A 12,371-nucleotide genomic window follows, 5' to 3' on the forward strand; every position below is an offset into this window, starting at 1 on the left:
TTTCTTGTAGCGAATTCTTATCATAAAATGTAATCACCTCGATTGCTATAAAATGGTTGAATATCCCCTTTCGATGATATTCTTCATATCTGTATCCCCCATTTAATTCGATAGTAATTACTCACGATATTTTCATTATCTCAAAAACAAATGATACAAACAAGTGTTTCTATCAAAATATTTCATCAAATTCCAAATTTTATAGAATTATTTTTAGTGCTGTAATGAACTTTTCTTTTAATTCATCATCGAGAATATATTTTGTTTCTTTATGCATTTGATAAATATGATTGAAACTCCACTCGTTTCCCCACACACTTATCGAAATTAAAAAACTTTCTTTTGGAAACTCGAGTAATTTAAATTCTAAATGGTATGAATGGTAATCTTCAGAATGATATTCATATTTATCTACTATTTTCATTTTTTCGAAGTCGATTTCATGAAAATCTATCCTTTTCATTTTTCTTTCCTCATTTCTTCAAAATTCGACCTCTTATTTTCGTTTTTAAGACGCCTGTTTTTTGTTTTGAATAGTCTAGCACCCAAACAAATCAGAACGTGAGGAAGGCTTGATTAAGTTGATTTTGTTGCAACTATTTTTGTTGCCTTATGCTAAAATTTAAGTATATTTAGTTTAACTTTTAAAACCCGTCATGCACGCATGACAACAAATGATTTGAAAGAAAATCTTATATACGAAAATAAATGAATAGGGGTGTGTTGCAAGTTCAACATAAATTAATCTTGTCGCTCGCTCATAAAAAGAAACGTTGGTAACTAGAATATAGATATCCAACGTTTTTTATTTTTATGTGTAGACTGGCAAATCAGAGAAAAATCTTTTTACCCAAAGATGATTATATTCGTGAAACTCGCTTGCGAGAGTCACAACCAAAACAAATAAAAAATAGAAAGGGAAAAATTTAGATTTACGTTGGTTAGCTTTAAAAGAAAATTTATTTCAATAACACTACTGATTTTGGGAAGAATTACAGTTTCATATTTTTAAAATTTAGCAGTACCAAACAAAAAAAAAATTCGAGGAGGAAAAAAGATGACGTAAGATTTGCCTGATCAACAAATGTATAGTCCGCTTTTAGTCTGATCATCTAGAAGAAAATTTACGCTGAAATATTGATTTATGTTTTTCATATTTTAGATTCAAAGTCACAAGGGTGTATACGGACCAGCGTGTTCGTGGGGGTACCTCAAACTCTCAAAAAATCCATGTATCTTATTTTTGGTAACACAAGAACATGCGCAACATCCGAAAGGATGGGAGTTACAGTTACTCTCTTAACTGTGCAACAACAAAACATACTGTGACGATTCGTATCGGCTATATGGTTGTGGTCGAAGTGCTTTGCGTTTGGAGGATTGTGTATTTGTATGTATTTTCGAGACGTGGCTCGAAAATACATACAAGTGCAACAAGCCGATAGAAACGCAAAGTACGAGATGCTCTAGGCGAAATTTTTTCTTATGCGCCAGTAGGCGCATAAGAAAAAATGGAGATGCCTTAGGCGGAATATTTCTGTATTCGTTGCGGCAGCAACGAATACAGAAATGTGGAGTTGCTCTTGAACTTCCAGCGGTTAAGTGGGTATTTTTGCGACGTTTTTTTGTCGCTAAAAAATTCCGACTTAACCAGGTGGAAACTGGTGAGGATATTTTTCTTATGTTTGTGCAGACACCCAAGGATGCACAAACATAAGAAAAATACCGGCTTTTACTTAGTTCGTCGAATATGCCTTTTATTCGAGGGACTTAGTAAAAAAAGAGTTTTTGATTTTGTCTTTTTTGGCTTATGAACGCTTAATGTTCATGGGCGTTATTGATAGATAAACCATTGATATGAAAGGGGTGGATTGTATGAAAGATAGTATGAAATTGTCCAAAACAATTGGGAAAATCGAGGATGCTTTTGAACGATTGTACTTTGCAAAGGCACGTGCAAAGGAAGAGAAAATGGAAGAAAATCAGAAGATCGGGGAAGCAAAAGGATTAAGCCAAGAAGAAATTGATAATATGCCTACACCAAAATCATGGTCTTATAATACATGGCAGACGTACAAAGATATGGCGATTGGATTTGTAAGAGAAATAAATAAAGAAACTGGATATGCAGATATGAAAAAAATCGGTCCATGTTTTGAAAAGCATATTCATTCAAAGATGGAAAAGTTTTTTCAAGGAAACATAAGTGAAGCCTATAACATGAAAACGTTAATCGCATCATCAAAAGCGCTCAATGAAGCGATTCTTTCAACGAAAGCGTTCACGAGTAACGTAGAAAATCGGGCGAAATTTGTTGTGCAGGACGTGGACAAAATGCAGAAATTATTGGCGGATTCAAATGTTTTGCGATATAGCGCCGGAAGTAAGGTTTTAACGCCGAATCGTGAGGAATTGCAAAGCGTTTTTCGAAACATAAAGAACCAGGGACACGGAATGAAGGATGATGATAGTAATATGCGTAGGATTGCTTATGTGTCTTCGAGATTGCAGCATGTGAGCGGTGGACGGATTACGAATACTTTGGGATTAAAAGTGGATCAAGTGCGAGAATTATTGAATACTGGGGCGATTACATTTCGAAAAGATAAGGGCGGATTGACTCGGGAAGTTGTTGAAATACCATTGGATAAAGAATTGCGTACGGAATTAAATCATATGATCGCAGGAAAGAAAGACAATCATCGGGTTTTTCTTGCAAAGAAAACAGACGGTAAGTTTTTAAGCATAAAAGAAACGAGAAAATCGGTAAGCGAATTAGTAAAACAAGCAGGTTCGCATTTATCAAGGGAACAAAATATAACGATCAAGGACAAAGACGGAAATAAAAAGATTGTTACAGTACAGAAAGAATTCAGTTCGCATTCGTTTCGGAAAGGATTTGCTTTGGAAAGAACAGTTGCATACGTGCAGCGGTTCAAATCAGTACAAGAAGCTGAAGCATATATAAAAGAGCGTTCAAAAAGCAATCCGAAAATTTGGGATAAGTATCAAAAGGTTAGGCAGCGGATCAACGATCCTCGCAGACAATCGGACGGAACGTTTAAGGGAAGACAAACTGAAAGAGATTTAACACGATTGGAGTTTGCTTTCTTTGCCTGTAGCATTAGCCTTGGACATTTTAGATTAGGAATTGTAGAAAACTACTATTGTAGTCCAGAAGAAGTAATAAAAGAATACGAGAAGGAATTCGGGGAATATGAGCGATTTGAAGGAGATAAAAAGCGAGGACGTTAGAAAGTCCTTGAGCCGTGCCTGTTGGCACGGCTTTTTGCTTTGGAAAATAAAAAAACTTAGAACAAAACCTAGAAAGAAATGGGGTATTGAATGTAGAATAGAAGTTAGAAGAAGTACATTCTAACTTTTGGACAAGCGTTGGTATATCAATGTTTTTGATAGATTTCGAGATTCTAGGTTTTAAAAATTGGAGGTGGAAACATGGAATCAAACCAAGAAGTAAAAGAGTATAAAATGAAAGAAGTTGCAGAAATTACAGGTCTTTCAAATGATTTGCTTCGTACGTATGAAGAAGAATTTAATTTACAAATTGCGAGGACGTCGGGAGGGCATCGCCGTTATACCGAGGAAGATATAAATACATTTGTAACAATAAAGAAGAAGATACAAGAGCAAAACTGGAGTTACAAAAAAATTCGTTCTTGGTTGAGCGGAGAAGAAATGTCTGTGCCGATTCAAGAGCATCAAGTCGTTTCAAACTTAGAAAAAAAGCTAGACCAACAAACAGAATTAATACAAGATTTGAGTGAAAAACTCGAAAAAAGCATGATGTTACAAGTGGAAATGGTAAAACAAATGCAAGAACTAAAGCAAGAAAAGAAACAGTTAGAACAAATTGTAGAAAACCGAAACCAAGATTTGATAAACACTTTGATAGAAGAAAAGAGAAAAGATAGAGAAGAGAGACAAGAGAAAAAACCATTTTTACAACGACTCTTCGGAAAATAAAATATGTAAATTTGAAAAAACGAAAAAATCGTGAGATCTTTTTTGTTTTTTCAAATTCCAACCCGCCGTTGGCGGGTTTTTTTCTTTGGATTATTACCTCTAAAAAATTTTTTCTCTAAACAAAAAAATAAACGAACTCGAACCTAGTTTTTTCGATTCCGCAAAATATAGAATATGTATAAATAAATTCAGGGGGTAATATCATGGGAGAATTCAAACAAAATTTTCAAATGAAATTAGGAAAAGAAAAGAAGTTTTATGTACATACGAACGAACACGAGTATAAATTTTCACTGAAGAAAATACATATAGAAAAAGAAAAGGAAAAAGAAATAGAAGAAAACATTATGGAATGGACTCCGTCCAAATTGACATTGACTGGAATTGGGACAACCGTCACAGTGGTAGCAACCTGGATTTCGAGTTTGTTTTAAGAAAAAAAGAGTCAGCAAAGTGCCGACTCTTTTTTGTTTTGTAATGAAAGAAAAGGACCGAAAGAACAAAAAACGGTCGAAAATCGAAATTTGCAGGAAGAAATTCTGAAAGAATTGAAAGAAATCAAAAAAATGATGCAAAAAATGTATGTGTATCAACAAAACTCAGGATTTATCGAAAAAATTTTCGGAAATGGAAAGGGAAAATGATTTTATTATTGTATACATGAAATAACGAAAATAAATGTTGTATACAAAGTGTATGCAATTGTTTTATAAGTGTATACATGCAATAATTAAGGTAACAATAAATGTATACAAAGAAAAGGGGTATATGAGATGACAAAAACTACAGATACATTGCAAGTGCGAGGAAATTCGGAAGATGTTTTACAAATTAAAGAGATGATTGAAAAAACAGGGCTAACAGGGAAAGAATTTCTTCCAGTGATGTTGCAAGCAATCCAAAAAGAATTGGCGGTAAAAGGTGCAGAAGAACTGAATTTCACGGCAGATATCGAAGAAATTAACAATCATATGCTACGTGTATATAAGTTGCTTGGAAGCATTACAGAGCGTTCAAAAAGCGTCCTAGATACAAAAACAGAGCGTCTAAAAGAAGAAGTTGAAGAAAAATCACAACAGTTGCAGCAAGAACGTGAAGCAGCAGCGAAGCAAAAAGAAGAGTTCGAAAAACAACTGAAAGAGCACCGAGAAGAAATCAAGAAATTAAAACAAGAATTGAAAGAAGAAAAAGATTTTGCTTCTACTTTAGATAAAGAAACTAGGGAACAAAAGAAGCAATTAAAAGTGTATACAGAAGTGATCGAAACGAAAAAAGATGAAAATGAACGTTTAGAAAGACGAATGGAAGCGAATAAAAAGGCGGCAGAGGAAAACGATCGACTGAAGAAAGAAAAAGAAGAATTACAGAAGAAAACGATCGAACAAGAAAAAGAAATCGAAAAACTTCAAGATAATGCGAAACGTGATTTGGAAGTGTTGGAACTAAAACTGAAAAATAAGCATATGCAAGAAATTAACGAACTAAATCAAAGGCATATCGAACAAATTCAAAGTGAACAAAAAACACCGAAAAAAGCGGAAACAACGCTGAAAGCAAGTGGTACAAAGCCAAAACAAGCGGCGAAATCAGAAACGAAAACAGAGTAATTTTGTATACAAAAGTAATATGTAATATAAAATTGTATACAATCTATATTATGGGTGTATACAAGATGTATTCTTAGTTTATTAATTATATAAAAAGTATACAATGAAAGAATGATTTTTCTTTTAACTTTCAAAAACCCCCCTGCAAAGGCAGGGGGGTTTCAATGGTTATTTGATAAGTAGTTTTTAATTATCTTCTTTTGTTAATTTATAATAAGTGCGATTTTTATAAGCATCTATTTGTAAAAGTAGTATAGTGGCATTATCGTCTAGTAGATATCCTTGTACTGTTCCTTTTTCTTCAACAAATGGAGCTTCGTTTGAAGGATAGGAATATCCTTGTCTATAATGCTTAAGTTCGAAGTATTTATTTGTAAAATGTCCAGAGAACTTTTCCCTGTCCTTGGTAATTTCTACGAAATTATTTACTACTTGTATTTCGTATGTATATTTATCGTCTAGTTTCCACTTCCCTTGGAGAATATGGGCTATCGAATCTGTTTTTTCTAATTTTCTATTCAGTGCATTTTGATAAAATTGTTGAACTTTTTCACCTTCGGCTAATACCTTACTTTCTAGTTCTTCCTCTGATTTTCTTTGTTTGTCTAGCGCTGATGAAGCTTCATGCACATTTGGGTGTGCATTCTCTTTAGTGTAAGCATCCTTAAGTAACATTTCCGCTTCTTTTACTAATCCTGCTCCCATATGTACGTATGCTAAATTTGCGGATGCTAATGTATTATTGAGAGCAATCGCTTTTTTATAATTTTCAGCGCCTTTTGATTTTAATCCCAAGGAATTATATGTAACACCTATATTATTTAGAGCTGAAGAGTTCGTATTATCTAATTTTAGTAGCCTTTCGTAATATATAGCGGAGACATCATGTAATCCTAGATCTCCGTAATATGAATGTGCAATGGAAAATAAAGTTTCTTTATGATTCGGTTTAATTTCTAACGCTTTTTTCAGCATATATGTGTATAAATGCATATCGTTATCTTGTCTATAAAAATCAGCTAACTTTTCATAGTAATTGAATTGATTTTCCGGATTTTTATCTTCTTTGAGAGCAGACATAAGTGTATCGTATCCTTGGCTCTTTTTCTTTGTTATAAAGTAACAATCAGCAATTTGTTTTGTGAAAGAACATATATGATATTCATCCTTCAATTCTTTTGCTTTTATTAATCCTTTTTGATAATAAGTTGCGGCTATTTCGTAGCTCTTAGTGTCCTTATAACAATTTCCTATGGCACTCATTATTTCTAAATATACTTTTTTGTCGATTGTCTTTTCTTCTAGGTCTTTGAATTTTTGTGAAGTATCTTGACCTAAACGATACAGGAGACAATTATATAATGCTTCTAGCTTTAATTTCTCATCAATATCTTTTGATTCATAGAGTATTTCTTCTTGAACTTTTTCCATTTCAACAGTATTTTTATCTCTATAGGCTTCGAGTAGTTTAGCTATTAAATTATCACTTTTTGATTCAATTTCTTCATCTATTGCGCTGCTAATTTCCTTGGCTGCATCTTGCTGTATTGGTTCTATTTGAGCGGGTTTTTCTTCTTGTGCTGAGTTCTTTGAATCGGTGTCACTATCAACTTTTCTCTCTATTTCAAATTCTTTATACCTTAATCTTAATAAGTTTAAAAAGAAAGGGTTTAGTTGTTTTTTAAATAAAATTATAACTATCATTATAGTTATGAAGGCTACAAAAACAACTCCACCTAATGCTGCGATTATTTGTAATAATATGTCCAATCTCTTCACCTGACCTTAAATTTATATTTATATTCTTCTATAAGAATACCAAAAATTTGATGTGTATACGTTATAATCCAAATATAAAAAAAATTATATCAATCTAATTTTCACAGGCTACAAAAAATAATTTATGTAGCCTGTGAAAAAGCTTTAAAATAAAGAAGGACATTTTATTTTTTTCGTGTATAACATTTATGTAGCCTTTAAGCTACGAAAAGGGGGCGTTTTAACATGACAGAAAGAAACATTTGTGAGCCGATTCGAGACATGGCAAAAGTAAAAGAAATGCTGGAGGTATTAGCGACCAGGGAAAACGGATTTCGGGATGCATTGCTTTTTGAAGTGGGACTTTCTACGGCACTTCGAATCTCGGACATTCTATCTTTAAAGAAAAGCGACATTTCAAACGGGATCGTAAGGATAAAAACAAAAAAGACGGGTCGTTATAAAGTAATTGCGTTAAACGATTCTTGTAGAAACAAACTTGAGGTTTACACGGAGCATATGCATGACGATCAACTACTTTTTCCGATTCAAAGGCAATGGGTACATAAGGTTTTGAAGTGGGCAGGGGATCAAGTGGGGCTTGATAAACGTTATGTTTCGACTCATGTGATGAGAAAGACTTCAGCATATTTTTTCTATCAAAAGACAAAAGACATTGTGAAAACGCAGGAGTTTCTTGGACATCGTAGTAGCAGCGAAACAAGAAAATATTTAATGCTCAATGATGAAGAAGTAAATAAGGATTTAGTGAACATTTCATGGTCATAAAAAAACAAATCACGGCAGCCATGCAAAGCGCAAAACATTCTTTAGAAGTAGAGGAATTCAAAATCACAAGGGAACATGAAGAACTTGTTGAAAAGCGGCTCAACAATGAAATTACAGAAGAAGAATTCTTGGAAGAAGTAAGAAGGCGGATAAAAAAGGGGCAATGATATGGGCGATGTGATTCGTTTTCCAGCATTAAATAATCTTACTGTAGAAGAATTGGAGCAGTTTGAGTATTACAAGCAAAAAATGAAGGTTGCGGAGACACTTGCTGAGATGAATCATTATTATTATTTGGCGAAAGGTGTTATCGAAAAATCGAACAAAAAAAAGAAATGAAAGAACAAAGGTTACATTTTATTTTGTAGAATGAACACTACTTTCATAGGTTTCTTTATAAACCATTTGGACAAGTAAGTCGTTACTAACGTACTCCTATACTTTTCCAAAGTGCTTTATAAAGAAACTATTCATTCCGTTTTTCATTGTCATAAATAGCGTTGAAGCGACAATAAAAATGAAAAAAATCTAGTAAAATTTCGATTTTTGTGTAAAAGTAATAGTAGAGAAAAAGAAAAAAGCCCTCGACGTTGGCGCGTCATAATGAGGACTAAGAGAAAAATATTATTTAGAAAAATTAACTTTTTCATTTCAATTAACTACTTTTATTTTTATATAAAAAGTAGTTAAAGTCAAGAAAAAGTACGGATGAAAAAGCATAATTTCTTTTTCTCTCTTTGTTAAGAAAAGAGAGGTGAACGGTATGGGTAAGGTAGGTAGTTTGGCAAGCAAACTCCAAGAGGAACGCTTGCGTTTTACCAAAATAGAAGTGTTTAATCCAGAAGTATTAGAAGAAATTGCGAAACCAAAAAGTTATAATGATCGCAGTCATTTGTTCGAAATTGGAAAGCCGATTGCTGAAATGGTATTCCATGAAAAACCAAAACAAATTCGTTCAACGAAAAAACAAATAGAATTGTATTTTAATTGGTTAAAACAAGCAAAAGATTACAAAACAAGACGTATTGTAACAGGTAATCTAATTATGGATCATTTCGAAATCGTAACAGACCAGGCTTACAAAATGATGTCAGAAGAGCGACAAGGAAAATGTAAGGTTGGCGAGGTGGACATTCTTGAATTTAATTTGGACGAAATGGACGAAAATCCTTTATGGATGGAAGCAATGTTTTCGGCACTTGATCCAGTCGAATGCTATACATACTTCATGCATTCCAAAAAACAAGAACGAAAAGAACGAGAAGAGCTGAAAAAATTCGCAGAAAAACATGGTGTTTTTTCAAAGGTTGAAGCGTATTTAGAACAAAAACCATTGATGAAACAGGATTTCTATACATATGAACGAGCAAGAAAATATGTTAATAAAGATACAAAAGATAAAGAAAAAATGTATTTATGTACATCTGTTGTGTATGTAAAGAAAAAAGAGAAAGATTACAAGCGTAGAGCGGAACGAGTAACGGAACTAAGTTTATTTTTCTGTGAAGTAGACCATTACAAAGTAGAAGAGTACAAGCATCTTTCTTCTAAGGAAGTAACGAAATTAATGTTAAAAGATTTGGAAGAAAACAATATTCCACGTCCAACGGAAGTGATTTATTCGAGAGGTCCACAACTGGTGTGGAAACATTCACCAATCCCTGAATATAGATGGACGGAATGGGTAATTGTACAAGAAAAGATTCATAGTGTACTCGTAAAATACGGCGCAGACCGTCAAACAACAACAGATCGTGTTCGTTTTCTCCGTGCGGCTGGTACAATTCACGAAAAATTACATACGAAAATTATTGGATATAGCTACACGGATGATCGTTATTTATTCGATGATTTCATAGAAAAAGTATGTAAAGAAGAGATAGAAAAAGAAAGAGAAAGACGAAGAAAAAACCGAGAAAAATATTTAAAATGGTTGGAAAAACAAGAGAAAAAAGAACAAAAAGAAGATGAAAAGAAAGAAGAAACCTTCCTTGAAGTTATTGAAGGGAAAGGGATCAAACCCGAAGTAGATACAATTTCGAAAGAGCACCAAGGTCTCAATGCGGCTTTCCATCAGAGATATATTAGGGATTTGAAAACACTGGTATCGTTACGAAATGGACAACTGGAAGGGTATCGTGAGTTCGTTTGCTTTTTAGCAAGATACTGGACGTTATGCATTACGGATGGGAACGATCTAAGAGCATTGAACGAAATGAAAAGTATTTATGATTTGCTAGAAATACAAGGGAAATACACATTTGATGAAATGATTACTTACACATCGAGTGCGCTTACTGGCTTCAACAATTGGAAGAAAGACCAAAAGAAAGGTTACAATTATAACAATCGTAAGCTATGTAGAACGTTCGAAATGACACCACAAGAACAAGAACGTATGACCATCCTAATGGATGTTGAAGAGGTCAACAGACGTTACAGAGAACGTGACAAAGTAAAGAAACAAGTGAAACGTAAAGATAAACATGTACAACATAATGAAACGAAACAAACCATTATACAAGCAATACAGGAAAATCCCGAGATGAACAAATCACAAATTACCAAGTTAGTAAAATCAAAACTTGGTAAATGCTCTAGAACGACTGTTATAGCAGTATTCAAAGAGATTGGGAAAAATTAGGTGTCCATTTTTGTCCCCCTCTATATTATTAGTTAAGGTTATAAGGTAATTATAGAATTGGTTTTGGCTCTGTTCTTTTTAGGGACAGAGCTTTTTATTTGTTATCAAATACACTATGTTATTAAACTAGGAGGGGGAATTTGCAAACTATAATTAAAGAATAATATCAGAGGAACGATATAATAAAAGGGTTTCCCTCAAGTACCCATCTCATAAAATAATATAATGAACAACTTTTAAAATACGGGGATCGGTCATATAGTTTAATGATCGATCCTTTTACATAGTAGCATTCTCTTACCTGAGGGAATGCTACTTTTATAGGTGTTGCATAATCATATATGTAATTAGATTTGCAATAACTGTACCTGTAATTGTACAAGTTAAATTAATAAAGAACTTTTTCATGTGTATCACCAACTTTCAATCTATTTATGCATAATAGTAAATACTCTATGAAAGTATTCGATTGAGGTGGGGGGATATGGTTCTATATAGGGGTATCGCCAGCATTTCTGAAAAAAAATACGCTAAGAGTATGCAAGATTTTATACAGCTTTTTGTTTAATTCATTAACAAACAAGAACTCTAAAACCGCGCCAAGATAGGAATGTATAAAAAATTGAATAGATCCATAGAACAAAAAAAGGCGGATTCCCTGTGAGAGTGAGGATCCGCCTTTTTATTTGCTACCGATAATGATGCGTTATGTTAACCTCTCATGTATAGGGTATTTATTTCACATTTTATCTATCTTACTTAATGGTAACTGTCATACAATGAAGATAATATTAGGAAATTGTGAGGATGATTACGTTGAAAAAATTTGTAATTGAATCGGAAAAATTTATAAATAGTTATGCTGCAAGTCTGCTTACTTTTAATATCATATGGTTCTTAATACCATATATTTCTGATCCTAGTTATTCTTCCCAGAATGATTTGGGTTTGCCTACCATAGTTGGATTCACTATAATTCTCATCATATATGGTAGTATACTAAATCTTGTACCTTGCCTAATTGGAGAAGTATTATACAGGAACATAAAACAATGTAGGGAGTTTCGATTTGGAATTCCTGTATTTATAGGACTAGCTGTTATCTATATACTTATACTCTTTCTTCTTAAAAATCCATATTCTTCTAGTTTGGTTACACCTATTATTATTGGTTCCTTAGCTTTTTATTTAGTACGTAGAAAAATATAATTAACTTCCAATAACGATAATTATGTAAATAAGCTATCCACATGGACAGCTTATTGTTTTTTTTCTTAGCGTACGTATTAAGAAATTTGCTGAGACAGGCGAATAATTAAATAAAACAAAAAGCCAATCTATACAGGGGATTGGCTTTTTCTTTTTACTATATATTAAAAAAATAATTGTTTGATAAGTTCAATGATGACTGGTGGTGTTGTAAATACAGGGATAATATTTTTGAAATTGCATTCAAAATATACTTCTGTACCTTCACCATTTTTCTTGTAGCGAATTCTTATCATAAAATGTAATCACCTCGATTGCTATAAAATGGTTGAATATCCCCTTTCGATGATATTCTTCATATCTGTATCCCCCATTTAATT

Annotated in this window: 12 protein-coding genes; 9 read left to right on the top strand and 3 right to left on the bottom strand. The window is 33.0% G+C overall.

What is annotated here, in order from left to right:
- Positions 1-199: 199 nt before the first annotated feature.
- Entirely contained in the window at positions 200-463 is a 264-nt protein-coding gene (locus MR066_RS26805; RefSeq protein ID WP_242249034.1) for a hypothetical protein, read from the bottom strand.
- A gap of 1,412 nt (positions 464-1,875) precedes the next feature.
- Here MR066_RS26805 and MR066_RS26810 point away from each other — a divergent pair.
- The 4 genes from MR066_RS26810 to MR066_RS26825 all read left to right on the top strand — a co-directional run bounded on the left by MR066_RS26810 (position 1,876) and on the right by MR066_RS26825 (position 5,591).
- A complete protein-coding gene (locus MR066_RS26810; protein WP_242249036.1) occupies positions 1,876-3,255 on the top strand; it encodes a site-specific integrase in 1,380 nt (459 codons plus the stop codon).
- Positions 3,256-3,456: 201 nt separating this feature from the next.
- Positions 3,457-3,984, top strand: a complete 528-nt coding sequence (locus tag MR066_RS26815; protein WP_242249037.1) for a MerR family transcriptional regulator — start codon at positions 3,457-3,459, stop codon at positions 3,982-3,984.
- A 203-nt stretch (positions 3,985-4,187) separates the two neighbouring features.
- Positions 4,188-4,418 (top strand): hypothetical protein, encoded by a 231-nt coding sequence (locus tag MR066_RS26820; protein ID WP_242249038.1) that lies wholly within the window; start codon positions 4,188-4,190, stop codon positions 4,416-4,418.
- Positions 4,419-4,757: 339 nt separating this feature from the next.
- Positions 4,758-5,591 carry a coiled-coil domain-containing protein gene (locus MR066_RS26825; RefSeq protein WP_242249039.1) on the top strand — a complete coding sequence of 278 codons (834 nt, stop codon included), beginning with the start codon at positions 4,758-4,760 and terminating at the stop codon, positions 5,589-5,591.
- Positions 5,592-5,777: 186 nt separating this feature from the next.
- Here the strand turns inward: MR066_RS26825 and MR066_RS26830 are convergent, their stop codons facing one another.
- Positions 5,778-7,361: a tetratricopeptide repeat protein gene (locus tag MR066_RS26830; RefSeq protein ID WP_242249040.1), complete on the bottom strand. Its 1,584-nt coding sequence runs from the start codon at positions 7,359-7,361 to the stop codon at positions 5,778-5,780.
- Positions 7,362-7,595: 234 nt separating this feature from the next.
- Here MR066_RS26830 and MR066_RS26835 point away from each other — a divergent pair, with 234 nt between their 5' ends.
- From MR066_RS26835 to MR066_RS26855, 5 genes are all read left to right on the top strand, one after another.
- Positions 7,596-8,138 (top strand): tyrosine-type recombinase/integrase, encoded by a 543-nt coding sequence (locus MR066_RS26835; RefSeq protein ID WP_229143745.1) that lies wholly within the window; start codon positions 7,596-7,598, stop codon positions 8,136-8,138.
- Positions 8,129-8,305 (top strand): hypothetical protein, encoded by a 177-nt coding sequence (locus tag MR066_RS26840; protein WP_229143744.1) that lies wholly within the window; start codon positions 8,129-8,131, stop codon positions 8,303-8,305. Before MR066_RS26835 ends, MR066_RS26840 begins: the two co-directional genes overlap by 10 nt.
- Position 8,306: 1 nt before the next feature.
- The gene (locus MR066_RS26845) at positions 8,307-8,477 is read left to right on the top strand and encodes a hypothetical protein (protein WP_242249041.1); all 171 of its coding nucleotides are present in this window, start codon (positions 8,307-8,309) and stop codon (positions 8,475-8,477) included.
- Positions 8,478-8,901: 424 nt separating this feature from the next.
- Positions 8,902-10,782 (top strand): hypothetical protein, encoded by a 1,881-nt coding sequence (locus MR066_RS26850; RefSeq protein WP_242249042.1) that lies wholly within the window; start codon positions 8,902-8,904, stop codon positions 10,780-10,782.
- A gap of 807 nt (positions 10,783-11,589) precedes the next feature.
- Complete coding sequence (locus tag MR066_RS26855) at positions 11,590-11,991, top strand: hypothetical protein (protein WP_242249043.1); 402 nt, start codon at positions 11,590-11,592, stop codon at positions 11,989-11,991.
- A 164-nt stretch (positions 11,992-12,155) separates the two neighbouring features.
- On the opposite strand, the gene MR066_RS27260 is transcribed toward MR066_RS26855, so the two are convergent.
- A complete protein-coding gene (locus MR066_RS27260) occupies positions 12,156-12,287 on the bottom strand; it encodes a hypothetical protein (RefSeq protein WP_277929132.1) in 132 nt (43 codons plus the stop codon).
- Positions 12,288-12,371: the final 84 nt, after the last annotated feature.

It is taken from the genome of Bacillus cereus group sp. BfR-BA-01523, assembly GCF_022662615.1.
GTDB lineage: Bacteria > Bacillota > Bacilli > Bacillales > Bacillaceae_G > Bacillus_A > Bacillus_A mycoides.